We start from the raw sequence: 14,133 nt of genomic DNA on the forward strand, positions 1-14,133 counted from the left end.
GACGCCCGCGAGACCGCCGTCGTCGGCGTGGACATCAGCGGCCGCCACGAGGAGTCCGGCGAGTACCTGATGGTCGCGGCGGCGGTGTACGCCGCCGTCGGCACGAACCGACTCCGATCGGTCGAGGGGATGGGGTTCGCCACGAGCGAGAATCCGCCCACGTTCGAACATACCGCCCGCGTCGTCGCGGGCGCGGTCGAAGAACTGCCCGAACCGCCAGACGGCCCCGTGGTCGCCGAGCGCGGCGAGTTCTACGAGGAGCCAGCGGTCCGCGTCGAGCAGTTCCTCGGCCCGAGTTTCAAGTACGTCGAGAGTATAGCCGAACGCAAGACCGTGCAAGCCGCACACCACGCCGCGTACGCCGCCCGAAAACTGTTCCTATGAAAGCGATAATCGTCAAGCGAGTCGATTCCGGCACGCCAGACACCGAAGAGATACGCGACCTCGCCCGCGCCGCGGGCTACGAGATAGTCGGGGAGTTCACCCAGTCACGGAAGGAGGACTCGGCGCTACAGGTCGGCGAGGGGAAGGCCGCCGAAATCGGGGCCGCGGTCGCGGAGACCGGCGCGGAAGTGGTCATCTTCGACAACGAGTTGGGTCCCTACCAGACGTACAATCTCGGCCAGAAGTTCCCCGCCGAGACGAAGGTCATCGACCGGTTCCGGCTCATCCTCGAAATCTTCGGCCAGCGCGCCCAGACCCGGAAAGCCCAACTGCAGGTCGAGTTGGCCGAGTTGCGGTACGAACTACCGCGCGCCGAGGCCAAGACCAGCCTCGCCAAGCGCGACGAGCGGCCGGGGTTCATGGGGCTGGGCGAGTACGACGAGAGCCGCGAGCAGGACATCAAAGACCAGATTTCGAACATCAAGGACGAACTCGACTCCATCGCCCGGACCGAGGCCGACCGCCGGGACCGGCGACGCGAGTCCGGATTCGACCTCGTGGCGATGGCTGGCTACACGAACGCCGGGAAGTCCACGCTGATGCAGAGCCTCGCGGCCGACATCGAGTTGGGCGAGAACGAGGAGTTGCACCCGGACCTCGACACGACCGCGGAAGCACAGGACCGTCTGTTCACCACCTTGGGCACCACCACGCGGAAGATGGACATGGAGCGACGGGACGTGTTGCTGACCGACACGGTCGGGTTCATCAGCGACCTGCCCCACTGGCTGGTCGAGTCGTTCAAGTCCACGCTCGACGCGGTGTACCACGCCGACCTCGTGTTGCTCGTCGTGGACGTGAGCGAACCGGTCGAGGAGATACGCGAGAAGTTGGTCACCAGCCACGACACCCTCTACGAGCGCAACGAAGCGCCCATCGTGACCGTGCTGAACAAGATAGACGCGGTGGAAGACGACGAACTCGCCGAGAAGGCCGAGGCGCTGTCGGCGCTCGCGCCCAACCCCATCGCGGTCTCGGGCAAGGAGCAGATAAACCTGACCGACCTGCGCGAGCGCATCGACGCCGAACTCCCCGACTGGCAGCGCGAGAAACTGGTCCTGCCGATGACCGAGGACACGATGAGCGTCGTCTCGTGGGTCCACGACCACGCGCGAGTCAACGACGTGACCTACGCCGACGACGAGGTGGTCGTGGACTTCGAGGCCCGGCCCGCCATCGTCGAGCAGTCCAGAGCGAAGGCCGGGGAGTTGGCGAGCGCGCTCTCGGCCTGACTGCCGGTCGTTTTCGCTCCGACAACGCTCGTTACGCCGTCCGTAGCCGCCGGTAACGGCCATGTCGCCGGTCGTATCTCCGATTGTCTCGCCGCCCGCGTTCGACCAGAGTCAATAACAAAGTGGTCCCGACCGTCAGTCACGCACGGCAGGGGTGGCCGCGCCCGGCGCGTCGGACGCTCCGTCCCGGACGATGGTCAGCGACCGAACGCGGAGGGATTCGGAGACCGACGATTCGCGCACTCGGGAGCGACTGGTCGCCGCGGCCGCCCGCAATCGCCGTCGCAGATATGCACTCTACTACCTGCATCAGCGGTCCGGTCCCGTCGCCGTCGCCGCCCTCGCGCGACAGGTGGCGGCGTGGGAGCGGACCGCGACGCCCGACGAGGTGGCTTCGGAACTCGCCGAGCGAGTCGCGTCGTCACTCCGGGAGCGTCACCTCCCGGCGCTGGCGGACTCCGGACTCGTCGCGTACGACGCCGACGCCGACCGGGTGGTGGGAACCGTGAGCGACCCGACGGCCGAGGTCCTGCTGGCCAACCACCCCCGGACGCGACTCCCGTGGTACAAGGTCTACCTGCTCGTCACGGTTCTGTCGGCCGGACTCCTCGGGTTGGTGCGACTCGACGTGCCGCCGTTCGACGCGGTGGAACCCATCGCCGCGGCCGCGCTGGTCGTCGCCCTGTTCGCGGTGGCGAGCCTCGGCCACTGGTACGACGTGTACCGCTGGCGTCGCGCGACCGAGGAGATGCCCCCGGACTTCGCCGTCACGCTCGACGAGGAGGTCCGGTATCGGGAGTCGTTGGACGACCTCGACGAGTCCGACGGCGAATCCGGGATCGAGTCGGAACGTGACGCGGACGGTGAACCGGCCGATGAAGGGTCGGCCGACGACCGCGGAGGCTGACCGGGCGTCGTGACGCCGCCCGTCGCCAGATCGTGCGATTTAGGTGTCGGAGAGCTGTCTATCACAGCATGTTCCCGTCGTTCGACACCCTCCGCGAGACGTGGGCGGACTCGACGGACTTCGACTCGGCGCGCCGGAAATTCGCGGTCCTCTGCCTCACCGCTGTCTTCGGATGGGTCGTCTCGTGGGAACTCTCCGCGCTCTGGGAGGCGCTGTTCGGCTACTCGTCGTTCGTCACGGTGACGAGTACGGCCGTCGCCTTCTGCGGTCTCTACGGGGTGTTCGGCTACGCCGAGACGGCGTTCGGGTCCCGCGAGCGACCGTGAGGACGGTCACAGTTCTCGTTTCTGCTTCTCGACCACGCGCACGTCTTCGATGCCCGTGTCGGGATACTGCCCCTCGGCGTCCTTCTCGGCGGCCTTCACCATGTCCCAGACGACGTTGAGGCCGGTCGTGACGCCTTCCAGCGCCTCCATCTCGCATCCCGTCTTGCCGGTCGTCTCGACGGCGACTTCGAGTGCGACGCGCTCGTCGTGCAGTTCGAAGTCCGTCTCGACGTTCGTGATGGGTATCTGGTGGCACATCGGGATGGTCTCCCACGTGTGCTTGACCGCTTGGACCGCGCCGACGCGGGCGGTCGCCAGCACGTCGCCCTTGCTCACCTCGTCGTCGCGGATGGCCGCAATGGTCTCGGGTTGCAGGCGAATCGCGCCAGCGGCGACCGCTCGCCGGGCGGTGTCGGGCTTGTCGCCCACGTCCACCATCTGGACCTCGCCCTCCTCGTCGGTGTGGGTCAGTTCGGTCTCGCCGTCGCTCCCGTCTCCGGCGGTTTCACCGCCTCCGTTTCGATGCGCCTCCGTCGCATCGCCGCCCTCACTCATCGTCCTCACCCCAGATTGCGCGGGGAAGCGCGTCCAGCAGGTCCGAGGCCAGCAGACCGTCGCGTCGGTCGTCGTCCAGCAGTTCCGCGGCGCGACCGTTGGCGTACGCCGCCATGCAGGCCGACTCGAAGGGGTCGTGAGCCGCCAGCAGGCCCGCTGTCGTGCCCGCGAGCGTGTCGCCGGTTCCGCCGACGGTCATGCCCGAGGTCCCGGCCCGCGAGACGCGGGTCTCGTCGCCGTCCGAAATCACGTCGTCTTTGGCCTTCGCCAGCACGACGTGGCCGAGGTCCGCGGCGAACTCCTCGACTTCGTCGGCGCGCTCGCGGAGCGCGTCGGCCGACTCGACTTCCGGACCGCCCATCTTGGCCAACTCCTTGCGATTCGGCGTGCAGACGAGCGTGGCGTCGGTCTCGACCTCGGGGACGACCGGGAGCGCGTCGGCGTCCACGACCGCCCGGCCGGAGAACGATTCGAGGAACCGTTTCGCGGCCGCCAAGGTCTCGTCGGCGGTGCCGAGACCGGGGCCGAGGACCACCACGTCGTCGTAGCTCTCGGCGGTGTCCACGAGGTCGGGGACCTGCTCGGGTGCGAGGTGGTCGCCCTCGTAGGCTTGGACGATGAGGTCCTCGGCGTAGCCCTGAATCTGGGGCGCGACCGGGCCGGGCGCGGCGACGAACGAGAGGTTCGCGCCCGCCCGGAGCGCGGCCTGCGCGGCCAGCGCCGGGGCACCGGTGTACGGCCCGCCGCCGACGACGTAGGCGCGGGCGTCCTCGACACCCGACCCGCGGCGGACGGGGCGCATGTCGCCCGGCCCGACGAACTCCTCGGCGGCGGCGGGGATGCCGATGTCCGCGACAGTGACCTCGGCGTCGAGCGAATCGAGGCCGGGCTTCCGGTCGTGGAACGTGACCACGCGGTCGGCTTCGACGGCGGTGCCCTCCGCTTCGCCGGTGTCGGCGTTCACGCCTGAGGGCACGTCTACCGCGACTACGGTCGCGTCGGCGTCGTTGATGCGCTCGGCGGCGGTGGCTTCCGGTTCCCGGAGCGCGCCCGTGACGCCGGTGCCGAGCATCGCGTCCACGATTACGTCGCAGTCCGGGAGGTCGAAGTCCCGCGAGTCGGTGACGGTCTCGGTCGCGTAGTCGCCCCGCCGGAGGGCCGCCCAGTTCTCGCGGGCGATGTCCGTGGCGACGGTCTCCTCGCGGCCGAGTAAATGGACTGAGGTTTCGTAATCCTCCAGAAATCGGACCGCGACGAAGGCGTCGCCGCCGTTGTTCCCGCGTCCGGCGACGACCGCGACTCGCGCGCCGGGGTCGGCGACCGCCCGGACCTCGCGGGCGACCGCGTTGCCGCTGGACTCCATCAACTGCTTCTGTGGCACCCCGAGGGCCGCCGCGTTGGCGTCCACCTGTGCCATCCGCTCGGAGGGTATCATGTCCGGTCGTTGGTCGGCGACGGCGTTAAGTCCTGTCGCTGTCGGCTCACCCGACCACCCGGATGCGCCGCGCGCTCGGCCCCGCTCGCGGTGCTGCGCGGCCGAGCGCGCAGGCGAGGAGGTTCGGGGCGCGGTGCGGTGGCTTCGGGCGCAGTGCGGTGGCGGTGCGGTGGCTTCGGCGCGGTGCGGTGGCGGTGCAGTGGCTTCGGCGCGGTGGCGGTGCAGTGGCTTCGGTGCGGTGGCGGTGCAGTGGCGGTGCGGTCTGATTGGCGTCGGCGATACTGCGGTTCCCGCTGTGGGGCCGACCGAAAGACGGTGACGTGACTTCCGAGATAGAAATACGTAGGTGTTCTAAAAGAAGAAAAATATAGTTCATAAAATTGTATTTATTTCTATATCGGGCAGTTCGACGCTGGCTAGCCAGCACGGATAAGACGCTCGCCGTCCGAAACTGTCGCCGGGGAGAGTACTGATGTCTCACGAGCCGTACCGACGAGGAGGCCGGGAGTATCGACACACCGAGGAGCGCGGGCGGGGCGACCAGCGCGGGAACGACCAGCGGCAGGGCAATCAGCCACGAGGAGACGACCGAAGTCCCGAGCAGGTCGAACAGGACGTGAAGCGTCGGATGCAGGGCGGCGAAAACATCGTCCCCGCAAACAGCGCCGAAGGACGGGACCGCCAGCCCCGACAGTCGGCCCGCGGGCGGCAGGTCAGCGTGCGTTTCGGCGGCGGCTCGCGCCAGCGGGGCAACCACATCCCGCGCGAGCGGGACTCCTCGCAGGACTCGCAGACCGGGCGCGGGCAGTCGGGTGGCCAACGGTCCGGTAGCGGGCAGTCGGCGGGTCGGCAGTCCGGCGGTCGGGAGTCGGACCGACGCTCCTCGGCGTACCAGTCCGGCGGTCGGCAGTCCGGCCAGCGGTCGGCCGGTCGTCAGTCGAGCGGCCAGCAGTTCTCCGGCCAGCAGGGCGCGCAGGACCAGCACCACACACAGCGGAGCCAACAGCACGCGCGAGGTCAGCAGCAGTCGCAGGGCCGCCAGCGTACGCGGGACTTCCAGCAGACGGGCGGTCAACGCCAGTCCGAGCGCCAGCGGACGAGTCGTCACACGCTCTCGTTCGGCGGCGAGTCGCGCCACCGGTCGGGCCACGCCGGGCGACCGGAGGGCGGCGAGCAGTTCTCGCAGTCGGAGCGACGGGGCGGCCAGTCCGAGCGGAGTCAGCAGTCGAACCGAGGCCAGCGACCGAACCGCGACCAGCGACCGCAGGGCCAGCAGTCGGGACGCGGCGCGTCGGCCGAGTCGCCTCGGCGACGACCGTCGCCACAGCAGTCCCACCAACGGGGGTCGTCTCGCGAGGAGTCCCACCGCCAGTCGCCACAGGAGGAGTCTCGTGGCCACTCGTCGCAGAACCAGTCACCCAAGCAGTCGTCTCAGCATCAGCAATCGCCTCAGCATCAGCAGTCGCCTCAGCATCAGCAGTCGTCTCAGCATCAGCAGTCGTCTCAGCACCAACAGTCGCCGCGACACGAGCAATCGTCCGGACGGCGACAGCCCGCCGAGCAACGGCAGTCCTCGGGACAGCGCCAACAGGAGCGACGAACGCAGTCGAAGCAACCCCACCAGCAACCGAGCGGCGGGCAGTCCTACTCCCGGCGACTCGAAGTGACTCGCCAGCGCACCGAGCGCCGGTCCGGCCCGGTTCCGACCGGCCCGGCCGGGACGCCCCAACAGCACGACGAGCGCGGGCGCGAGGAGCGCCAGCAGACGGACCGGCGGTACGGAAGCCGGGAGAGGCGCGCTAGCGGTCGGAGCGACCGGTCCGACCGGTCGCAGGGTGAGACCTACAGCCAGCAGGTCGAGAACCGCGACGCGGACCGGTCGCACGCCGACGAGGAGCAGTATCGCTCCTCGGACCGACGGGACGACCGGTACTGACGACCGCACTCGCCGAACCGAAACGCCGCTATTCTTCGCGTTTCCGGCGGACCGCTTCGTCGCGCGCGTTCTCGCGCACGGTCGGTCGTGGGCGCGACGGGACTCTCGTCGAGGGTCGTTCTACCTCGACTACCGCCGGACGCGAAAGCCCTCCTCGCCCTCGGGGTCCTCGTACTCGACGCTCACGTCGTCCACGTCGGCGGCGGGACTGCCCGTGTGACACCACTCGACCATCTCGCCGACGGTCTCGTCGGGACCCTCGAAGACGGCCTCGACGCGCCCGTCCGAGAGGTTCCGGACCCAGCCGTCGATGCCCTTCTCGCGGGCGGTGTCGCGGGTGTTCGCTCGGTAGTAGACGCCCTGTACCGTCCCGGAGACGAAGACGCGTGCGCGGGTTCGCTCCTCGTCGTCACTTCCGGAGTCGTTCGACATGGCCGGTCGGTCGTTCGTCGCGCTGACGGAAGGCGATTTGGATGGACGCGAATCGGTCACAAGATACAACGGGGGTTCTACCGAGGAGATTGTGGGGGAGACGACGTGAGACAGTACACGACCGAAAGACGGACCGGGAACAGGACCGGGAGAGAGACCGACGACGCGACCGGAAGCGAGACCGGCGGAGCGAACGCGCGAACGGGGGCCGCGACGCTGGTCGGGGGCGCGCTCGCACTCGTCGCGGGGTGGCTAGTGTACCGGCGATTGAACCGGGAATCGAGAGGCTCCCGGTCGGACGACGAGGAGAGCGCGCCCGAGCGCATCACAATCCGACGCGCCGTCACCGTGGGCGCGCCCGCCGACGACCTGTACGAGTTCTGGCGCGACCCGGAGCGACTGACGCGAATCGCGGGGGAGGTCGCGGAGGTCGCCGCCGCGGGCGACGAGCGTCACCGCTGGACGCTGGCCGCGCCGCTCGGCCTGACGGTGGGGTGGGAGACCGAGATACTGGAAGACCGGCCCGGCGAGGTCCTGCGCTGGCGGTCCGAAGCGGGCGCGCTGGTCCCGCACGAGGCGTCGGTGCGCTTCCGCCCCGCACCGGCCGACCGCGGGACCGAGGTGACGCTCGAACTGCTCGTCGACCCGCCGGGCGGGTCGGCGGGCGCGAAGGCGCTGGACCTGCTCGGCGTCGTGCCCGAGACGCTGGCGAGCAAGGCGCTCTACCGGTTCAAGAGCCTCGCGGAGACCGGCGAGATTCCGACGCTCGAACGCAACCCGTCGGCCCGCGGCCGGGGTGATTGGGTGTGAGGGCGCTCTGTTGGGAGGGCGTCGAGGACCTGCGGGTCGAAGACGTGCCCGACCCCGAACTCGTCAACCCGCGCGACGTGGTGCTGGAGGTCGGCCTGACGACGACCTGCGGGTCGGACCTCCACTTCATCGACGGCTACCTCCCGACGATGCGGGAGGGCGACGTTATCGGCCACGAGTTCATGGGCGAGGTCCGGGAGGTCGGCCGCAAGGTCGAGTCGGTCGAGGAGGGCGACCGCGTGGTCGTCCCGTCGTTCGTCGGGTGTGGCAACTGCGGCTACTGCGTGGATGACCTCTGGTCGCTGTGTGACAACACCAACCCGAACCCGGAGCTACAGGAGCCGATTCTGGGCTACCCGACCGCGGGCATCTACGGCTACACCCACGCGTTCGGCGGGTACGCTGGCTCGCACGCCGAGTACGTCCGGGTGCCCCACGCCGACGCCAACTGCTTCGCGGTGCCCGACGAACTGAGCGACGAGCAGGCGCTGTTCGCCTCCGACGCGTGGCCCACCGGCTACATGGGCGCGGACTTCTGTGACATCGAGGAGGGCGACACGGTGGCGGTCTGGGGATGCGGCGGCGTGGGGCTGATGGCCCAACAGAGTGCCGCGCTGATGGGTGCCGAGCGCGTCGTCGGCATCGACCGGTTCCCGGAGCGACTCCGGATGGCCAGAAACGAGGCGGGGTCCGAGACCATCGACTACACCGAAGTAGACAGCGTCGTGGACGAACTTAAGGCGATGACCGGCGGGCGCGGCCCGGACGCCTGCATCGACGCGGTGGGGATGGAGGCCCACGGCACCGGCCCGATGCACGCCTACGACGAGGCCAAACAGCGAATGCGACTCCACACCGACCGCGGCGAGGCGCTCCGGCAGGCGATGGTCGCCTGTCGGAAGGGCGGTACGCTCTCGATTCTGGGCGTCTACGGCGTGATGGACAAGTTCCCGCTCGGCGTCGCGATGAACAAGGGGCTGACCATCCGCACCGCCCAACAGCACGGCCAGCGGTACGTCCCCGAACTCCTCGACCACGTCGCGGAGGGCCGGATGGACCCCTCGTATCTGGCGACTCACGAGTTCTCGCTCGAAGAGTCACCTCGCGGCTACGAGATGTTCAAAGAGAAGGAAGACGGCTGTGTCAGAGCCGTTTTCCGGCCCTGAAACGCTCTTTTCTCTCTTCTCGAAAACTCACTCCCGATTCCGCAGGTAGTGGAACACGTACGTCTGGGCGTACCCGGCGTACTCGCCGCCGAACTCCGACCGAATCGCGTCCGAGGTGGCGGCGTACGACCCCCGCTCGCAGTGGGGGTAGTACTCGCCGATGGCGGTCTGAATCCACGTGTCGAGCGGGACCGCTTCGAGATAGCCCAGCGAAAAGAGAAGCACGCAGTCCGCCACCTTGTCGCCGACGCCGACGAACGCTTGTATCTCGTCGCGGGCCTCACGGTAGTCGAGTCCCCGAACGTCGTCAGCCGTCGCCTCGCCCGAGGAGACCAACTCCGCGGAACGCTGGACGTAGGGCGCGCGATAACCTAAGCCTAACTCGCGGAGTTCCTCCTCGGTCGCTCGCGCGAGGCGGTCGGGCGTCGGGTAGGCGTGGTAGGTCTCGCCGTCGAAGACTACTTCGTCGCCGAACTCGCGGGCGAGGGCGGTCTGCATCTCGTGGATGCGCTCGACGCGCATCTGGGCCGAGCAGATAAACGAAATCAGGCAGGGGAAAAACGGGTCGTCCACGATGCGAAGCCCTCGGTAGGCGTCGATGGCCGAATCGAGGAGGTCGTCGTCGGGTATCTCCTCGAAGATGGCCGGGAGGTCGTCGTCGAGCCGGAGTCGCTCGATTACCAGCGAGTCGGCGTCGGTGGTCGCCTCCCACTCGACCACCCCGTCACGCTGGCGGACGCGGACGACCTCGGGGTGGTCGGCGCGGCCCCCGACGACCGTCGAGTACCACGCCGACCCGCCGCTGGGACCGACGGTCTCGTACATCCGGTCGTCCTCCCGTCGCCAGCAGAACGTCTGGCCGCTCTCGACGGTCGCCTGTACGTCTACGCCGCCCGATAGCTTCTCGACCGGTATCGAACCCGACTCCATCGCGGGACCCCAAGCGCCGGACACGGGCAAACCTTTCGCTTTAGGGCCAAAGTTGATACTGTTGGCGCTACTACTTCTATGCGTCATGAACTGCAGAGTTGTCGTGGAAGCCGCGGTTCCGGTCTACGACGTGGAGACGCCGGACGAAGCAGTTCGGATCGCCATCTCGAAGACCGGCGAGTTGCTCAACCCCGACCTCAACTACGTCGAGATCAACATGGGCGAGCGGTCCTGCCCCCACTGCGGGGAGGAACTCGAACCGGCGTTCATCGCGGCCGACGAGAGTTTGGTCGCGCTCGAACTGGAGATGACTGTGTTCAACGTCGAGCGCGAGGAACACGCCTCGCGCATCGCCCGGAAGGAGATCGGCCAGCGTCTCGAAAACATCCCGCTGACCGTCCTCGAAGTCGAAGTCATCGAGGAGGACGACGACGAGGAATCCGAGGCCGAGACCGACGACGGCGACGACGAGTCCGAGGTCGAGACGAGCGACCGCGACGAAGACGACGAGGTCCTGCCGGAGTTCGAGGACCTCATCGAGTAACGTTCGACGCCGTTCGTCTCCGGTCGCGGGGCGCGACCGGCGGGTCCGACTCGGGTCTCCTCGCGGTAACGACTGCTCTGTCTTCTCACGATTCGGGAGTGGTGACCTGACTGCTCTCGGTTTTCGGGAATCGAATCCGTCCAGTTAGGGTCGGAGAAACGTCGTTCGAAGGAGGGAACTGCCGTTCGTAGGAAGACACTACCGCTCACAGGAGAGCGCCGCCGCTACGGTGTGGGGTCGAGGTTCTGAGGAAGCGTCGCGCCGCAGTTCAGTCGGCCTTGGCGGCGACTTTCTCGTCCGCCTCGGCTTCGGTCATCTCGGATGTGATCGCGTTTGCCATCGCGAATACTGCTGCTTTGTGGTCGGTTTTCGATTTATGAATAGAAGTCGGTCGTACGCCGAGAGACTCGTATTCGTCGAAGTCGATTTCCGTGCTGTTCTCCGCCTCGAAGTAGTTCCCGACCTCCGCGAGCAGCCCGTGAAGGTGGATGAGTTCCTGCTTCTTCATAACCAAACGACGCTAACAGTTGCAGGGTTATAGTATTATCTTGAGTCCCGTTAACACGGAGTACGCATTACTCCTCTCGATACCGCCGTAATCGCAGGTGATAGGCAGTAACACGGTATTGGACTATTGTTGCACACAGTTGTATTCGTTTCATGGGGAAATGCAAGCTTGGTCGGGCGTAACGCCCGTTCCGTTCGGATTCGGTGCAAGTCTGAAAAGTTTTTATCGGATTGCACTCGTTGGACCATCTATGGAAGGTTACGACGACCACCTCGAACGGGCGATGGACGAGACTCCCGACATCGAGGAGGGCGGCGACCGCTTCGACGTGCCCGACGCCGACGTGCGTCAAGAGGGCAACGTCACCGTCTACGAGAACTTCCAAGACACGCTCGACGTACTCGGCCGCGACGAGGAGCGCGTGCTGAAATTCCTCCAAGACGAATTAGGGACCAGCGCGCACATAGACGAGAGCGGCCGCGCGCGCCTGACCGGCGAGTTCGGCCAGCGGCGCATCGACGAGGCCATCGACGAGTACGCCGACGAGTTCGTCGTCTGTCCGGAGTGCGGTCTGCCCGACACGCAACTCGAACGAGAACAGGGCGCGCTGTTGTTGCGGTGCGAGGCGTGCGGTGCCCGCTCCGCGACCAGCGACTGACTACTTGAACTGCTTGAGCGTCTCCAAGTCCCGTTCGGTCCGCGTGAACTCCGACATCCGCCGCGAGGCGTGACAGTTCGGGCAGTGGAACGTGTCGGTGGGGTCCGGCAGGTCGTCCGGCGACGCTTCCCAGTCCTTGCCACACTCCGGACAGAGCAACCGCACGTACGTTTCGTTCATACAAAGAACCATGCGCGTGGCTGATAGAAAAAACTTGTCGCGGAGTGCCAACTCGTTGAAACCGCTGGCGTCGTCGTGCCTTCGGTCGTTTTGGCGGTTTCGAACCATCAGCCAGTACGGCTAAGGACGTTCTCGCGCAACCTCCTCGCGGGGGTTTCGAACATGGCTAATCCACACGAGGAACGGCGACGGCGCGACGCGGCGGACGAGGACGAACTACACGAGAGCCGAGAAACTCGTCACCAGAGTTGGACGGAGTTGGACGAGGACCGAAGCGACCAGACGCGACGAGACGACGACCGGACGCGACGAGGAGACCAGCAGACCCGGAGCGGCGACCACCCCGCGGACGAACGACACACGAACGACTACGGGGACGCCGCCGACCGCGACCACGAGCGTCGCACCGGACACCGGACCGGCCACGAGTCCCACGAGGAGGACCGTCGCTCGCGGTCCGACCGCCAGCCGAACCACGACGAGACCGGGCACGGACACGCGAACCGGTGGGGAAGCAACCGGACCCACGGCGGCGACCGAAACGGTAGCGAGCGGTCGAACCGACCCGACAGCGACCACTACGGGAAAGCCGACCGCCGACAGGGCGGCCACGGCGCGGACTCCTCGCGGACCGGGAGCCAGCGCGGGAGTCACAACGAGGAGGGCGTCTCGGGTCGGATGACCGGCCAGCGGGGCAGTCCCGACCGTCACGGCGACCCGAGAGAGTCGGAGTTCCGCGACGAGACTCGCGGCGAGCGCGAACACCGCCACGGCGGCGAGCGCGGGACCAGCGAGCGCGACCGCCGCTACGGGAGTCGCCACGGTCACGGGAGCCAGCGCGAGACCGAGCGTCGCCAGTCGTCGCACTGACGACGCCTCCGGGCGAGTAATCTATTTTCCACCAAATCGGGACTCCGACGAGTCAGTACGGGCCGCCGCCCCCGGAGGTGGTGGTCGTTTCGGTGCCTCCTCGTCCGGATTCGGTCGTCGCCTCCGTCTCCTCTCGGCCCGATTCGGTCGTCGTCTCGGCCGCTCCCGGACAGGCCGGGTTCACGACGAACCACGCGTCACCGACGCCCTGCCCGTTCGCGTCGTCGGGGCGCTGGTCCTCGGCGAACGTGTACAGCGGCATTCCGTTGTACGTGACCTGTCGCGACCCGTCCTCGCGCTCGGTCGTCCCGACATCGCCGACCAGTCCGTCGGGAACGGTCGGGGACTCCTCGACGGTCAGGGGCGGCCACGCTTCGGCGCACTGGTCGTAGCAGGTACTCTCGCCGCCCTCGTCCTGCGTGAACCGGTAGAGCGTCATCCCCTCACCGTCGGTCAAGACGACGCCGTACTCGGGATGCGTCGTCACTTGTAACGTGAACCGGGTCTCCTCTTGCTGGGTCGTCGTCTCCTGTGCCCGCCCGGTGGTCTCGGTCTCCTGTCGATTTTCACTCGCGCCCGCGAACCCGATACTCGACCCCACGAGGCCGAGTCCGGACGCTCGCAGGAGCGTTCTCCTCGTCAGTGCCATGCTAGCATCTATCACGAACTTCCGCAAATCGGTTATCGAAAGTTCCCGTTACGTTTCGGCCAAATTCACCGTTTCGGGCCCGGAGAGTTACACGTCGGACCGCGGGTTCGCCGAATCAGACGGTGAAGAGGTGTCCCTCGCGCGGCACGTCGAACAGGCCCACGCGCGCACCCGCGTCCAACCACGCGTGACCGTAGGAAAAGGAGGCGAGCGCGTTCACGAGGTCGTCGTTCTCCCGGAAGTGACGACCGTCTTCGAGGTACGAACGCGCCATCTCCAGACACTCGGCGGCGGCCTCGCCCATCGGGGTCTCCTCTGGCGGCGCGATTTCGGCGGCGTCGAGGGCCTCCGCGAGCAGGCCCTCGTATCGGTCGGTCTTCTCCTCGAGGTCGGCGGGCATACGTGGTACGAAGAAAGGTACCGGGGTAAGAGCTTCGAGAGGCTGTCCGAATCCCCCGGCTCTCGACGGCTACAAATCGGCCCGCCCGCCGACTCGCTGGCAACCGAGGAACCGGAAAATCGAGGAGACAACACAAGCTAAATACCCTCCC

At 67.4% G+C, this 14,133-nt stretch carries 18 protein-coding genes; 10 read left to right on the plus strand and 8 right to left on the minus strand.

Annotated elements, in window-relative coordinates; all coding sequences use genetic code 11:
• Nucleotides 1-27: 27 nt before the first annotated feature.
• The 4 genes from EPL00_RS10690 to EPL00_RS10705 all read left to right on the plus strand — a co-directional run bounded on the left by EPL00_RS10690 (nt 28) and on the right by EPL00_RS10705 (nt 2,909).
• Entirely contained in the window at nt 28-384 is a 357-nt protein-coding gene (locus EPL00_RS10690) for a DUF2209 family protein (RefSeq protein WP_135852719.1), read from the plus strand.
• A complete protein-coding gene (gene hflX, locus EPL00_RS10695; protein WP_135852718.1) occupies nt 381-1,676 on the plus strand; it encodes a GTPase HflX in 1,296 nt (431 codons plus the stop codon). Before EPL00_RS10690 ends, hflX begins: the two co-directional genes overlap by 4 nt.
• A 193-nt stretch (nt 1,677-1,869) precedes the next feature.
• A complete protein-coding gene (locus EPL00_RS10700) occupies nt 1,870-2,583 on the plus strand; it encodes a DUF7344 domain-containing protein (protein WP_135852717.1) in 714 nt (237 codons plus the stop codon).
• Nucleotides 2,584-2,651: 68 nt separating this feature from the next.
• Entirely contained in the window at nt 2,652-2,909 is a 258-nt protein-coding gene (locus tag EPL00_RS10705) for a hypothetical protein (RefSeq protein WP_135852716.1), read from the plus strand.
• Nucleotides 2,910-2,915: 6 nt separating this feature from the next.
• On the opposite strand, the gene moaC is transcribed toward EPL00_RS10705, so the two are convergent.
• Nucleotides 2,916-3,464, minus strand: a complete 549-nt coding sequence (gene moaC / locus EPL00_RS10710; RefSeq protein ID WP_135852715.1) for a cyclic pyranopterin monophosphate synthase MoaC — start codon at nt 3,462-3,464, stop codon at nt 2,916-2,918.
• Nucleotides 3,457-4,899: an NAD(P)H-hydrate epimerase gene (locus tag EPL00_RS10715; RefSeq protein WP_135852714.1), complete on the minus strand. Its 1,443-nt coding sequence runs from the start codon at nt 4,897-4,899 to the stop codon at nt 3,457-3,459. The genes moaC and EPL00_RS10715 overlap by 8 nt, the downstream gene beginning before the upstream one ends.
• Before the next feature lie 472 nt (nt 4,900-5,371).
• Here EPL00_RS10715 and EPL00_RS10720 point away from each other — a divergent pair, with 472 nt between their 5' ends.
• Nucleotides 5,372-6,835 carry a hypothetical protein gene (locus tag EPL00_RS10720; RefSeq protein ID WP_135852713.1) on the plus strand — a complete coding sequence of 488 codons (1,464 nt, stop codon included), beginning with the start codon at nt 5,372-5,374 and terminating at the stop codon, nt 6,833-6,835.
• 129 nt (nt 6,836-6,964) lie between these two features.
• Here the strand turns inward: EPL00_RS10720 and EPL00_RS10725 are convergent, their stop codons facing one another.
• Nucleotides 6,965-7,267: an acylphosphatase gene (locus EPL00_RS10725; RefSeq protein WP_135852712.1), complete on the minus strand. Its 303-nt coding sequence runs from the start codon at nt 7,265-7,267 to the stop codon at nt 6,965-6,967.
• Nucleotides 7,268-7,372: 105 nt separating this feature from the next.
• Here EPL00_RS10725 and EPL00_RS10730 point away from each other — a divergent pair, with 105 nt between their 5' ends.
• Nucleotides 7,373-8,077 (plus strand): SRPBCC family protein, encoded by a 705-nt coding sequence (locus tag EPL00_RS10730; protein WP_162224197.1) that lies wholly within the window; start codon nt 7,373-7,375, stop codon nt 8,075-8,077.
• On the plus strand, nt 8,074-9,243 hold the full coding sequence (locus tag EPL00_RS10735; RefSeq protein WP_135852710.1) for a zinc-dependent alcohol dehydrogenase: 1,170 nt from the start codon (nt 8,074-8,076) through the stop codon (nt 9,241-9,243). Before EPL00_RS10730 ends, EPL00_RS10735 begins: the two co-directional genes overlap by 4 nt.
• Before the next feature lie 27 nt (nt 9,244-9,270).
• Here the strand turns inward: EPL00_RS10735 and EPL00_RS10740 are convergent, their stop codons facing one another.
• Entirely contained in the window at nt 9,271-10,173 is a 903-nt protein-coding gene (locus tag EPL00_RS10740; RefSeq protein WP_135852709.1) for a DNA-3-methyladenine glycosylase family protein, read from the minus strand.
• Nucleotides 10,174-10,258: 85 nt separating this feature from the next.
• On the opposite strand from EPL00_RS10740, the gene EPL00_RS10745 reads away from it, so the two are divergent.
• The gene (locus EPL00_RS10745) at nt 10,259-10,717 is read left to right on the plus strand and encodes a DUF555 domain-containing protein (protein WP_135852708.1); all 459 of its coding nucleotides are present in this window, start codon (nt 10,259-10,261) and stop codon (nt 10,715-10,717) included.
• A 268-nt stretch (nt 10,718-10,985) separates the two neighbouring features.
• Here EPL00_RS10745 and EPL00_RS10750 read toward each other — a convergent pair whose 3' ends face one another.
• Entirely contained in the window at nt 10,986-11,225 is a 240-nt protein-coding gene (locus EPL00_RS10750; RefSeq protein WP_128475973.1) for a UPF0058 family protein, read from the minus strand.
• 250 nt (nt 11,226-11,475) lie between these two features.
• Between EPL00_RS10750 and EPL00_RS10755 the strand changes: the two genes are divergently transcribed.
• Complete coding sequence (locus EPL00_RS10755; protein WP_135852707.1) at nt 11,476-11,883, plus strand: translation initiation factor IF-2 subunit beta; 408 nt, start codon at nt 11,476-11,478, stop codon at nt 11,881-11,883.
• Here EPL00_RS10755 and EPL00_RS10760 read toward each other — a convergent pair whose 3' ends face one another.
• Nucleotides 11,884-12,063, minus strand: coding sequence for a DUF7836 family putative zinc-binding protein (locus EPL00_RS10760; RefSeq protein ID WP_135852706.1), 180 nt, complete (start codon nt 12,061-12,063; stop codon nt 11,884-11,886). It abuts the gene before it with no gap.
• 162 nt (nt 12,064-12,225) lie between these two features.
• On the opposite strand from EPL00_RS10760, the gene EPL00_RS10765 reads away from it, so the two are divergent.
• Nucleotides 12,226-12,933: a hypothetical protein gene (locus EPL00_RS10765; RefSeq protein WP_135852705.1), complete on the plus strand. Its 708-nt coding sequence runs from the start codon at nt 12,226-12,228 to the stop codon at nt 12,931-12,933.
• Between the two features lie 52 nt (nt 12,934-12,985).
• Here EPL00_RS10765 and EPL00_RS10770 read toward each other — a convergent pair whose 3' ends face one another.
• The gene (locus EPL00_RS10770; protein ID WP_135852704.1) at nt 12,986-13,582 is read right to left on the minus strand and encodes a COG4315 family predicted lipoprotein; all 597 of its coding nucleotides are present in this window, start codon (nt 13,580-13,582) and stop codon (nt 12,986-12,988) included.
• 115 nt (nt 13,583-13,697) lie between these two features.
• On the minus strand, nt 13,698-13,982 hold the full coding sequence (locus EPL00_RS10775) for a DUF357 domain-containing protein (protein WP_135852703.1): 285 nt from the start codon (nt 13,980-13,982) through the stop codon (nt 13,698-13,700).
• Between the last annotated feature and the right edge of the window lie 151 nt (nt 13,983-14,133).

Origin of the sequence: Halorussus salinus, assembly GCF_004765815.2 — an archaeon.
GTDB classification, from domain to species: Archaea; Halobacteriota; Halobacteria; order Halobacteriales; family Haladaptataceae; genus Halorussus; species Halorussus salinus.

What these genes read in the sequence shown, in the direction of transcription:
- hflX (WP_135852718.1), top strand. Translation starts at nt 381, where the DNA reads ATGAAAGCGATAATCGTCAAGCGAGTCGATTCCGGCACGCCAGACACC.
- EPL00_RS10700 (WP_135852717.1), top strand. Translation starts at nt 1,870, where the DNA reads ATGGTCAGCGACCGAACGCGGAGGGATTCGGAGACCGACGATTCGCGC.
- EPL00_RS10705 (WP_135852716.1), top strand. Translation starts at nt 2,652, where the DNA reads ATGTTCCCGTCGTTCGACACCCTCCGCGAGACGTGGGCGGACTCGACG.
- moaC (WP_135852715.1), bottom strand. Translation starts at nt 3,464, where the DNA reads ATGAGTGAGGGCGGCGATGCGACGGAGGCGCATCGAAACGGAGGCGGT.
- EPL00_RS10715 (WP_135852714.1), bottom strand. Translation starts at nt 4,899, where the DNA reads ATGATACCCTCCGAGCGGATGGCACAGGTGGACGCCAACGCGGCGGCC.
- EPL00_RS10720 (WP_135852713.1), top strand. Translation starts at nt 5,372, where the DNA reads ATGTCTCACGAGCCGTACCGACGAGGAGGCCGGGAGTATCGACACACC.
- EPL00_RS10725 (WP_135852712.1), bottom strand. Translation starts at nt 7,267, where the DNA reads ATGTCGAACGACTCCGGAAGTGACGACGAGGAGCGAACCCGCGCACGC.
- EPL00_RS10740 (WP_135852709.1), bottom strand. Translation starts at nt 10,173, where the DNA reads ATGGAGTCGGGTTCGATACCGGTCGAGAAGCTATCGGGCGGCGTAGAC.
- EPL00_RS10745 (WP_135852708.1), top strand. Translation starts at nt 10,259, where the DNA reads ATGAACTGCAGAGTTGTCGTGGAAGCCGCGGTTCCGGTCTACGACGTG.
- EPL00_RS10750 (WP_128475973.1), bottom strand. Translation starts at nt 11,225, where the DNA reads ATGAAGAAGCAGGAACTCATCCACCTTCACGGGCTGCTCGCGGAGGTC.
- EPL00_RS10755 (WP_135852707.1), top strand. Translation starts at nt 11,476, where the DNA reads ATGGAAGGTTACGACGACCACCTCGAACGGGCGATGGACGAGACTCCC.
- EPL00_RS10760 (WP_135852706.1), bottom strand. Translation starts at nt 12,063, where the DNA reads ATGAACGAAACGTACGTGCGGTTGCTCTGTCCGGAGTGTGGCAAGGAC.
- EPL00_RS10765 (WP_135852705.1), top strand. Translation starts at nt 12,226, where the DNA reads ATGGCTAATCCACACGAGGAACGGCGACGGCGCGACGCGGCGGACGAG.
- EPL00_RS10770 (WP_135852704.1), bottom strand. Translation starts at nt 13,582, where the DNA reads ATGGCACTGACGAGGAGAACGCTCCTGCGAGCGTCCGGACTCGGCCTC.
- EPL00_RS10775 (WP_135852703.1), bottom strand. Translation starts at nt 13,982, where the DNA reads ATGCCCGCCGACCTCGAGGAGAAGACCGACCGATACGAGGGCCTGCTC.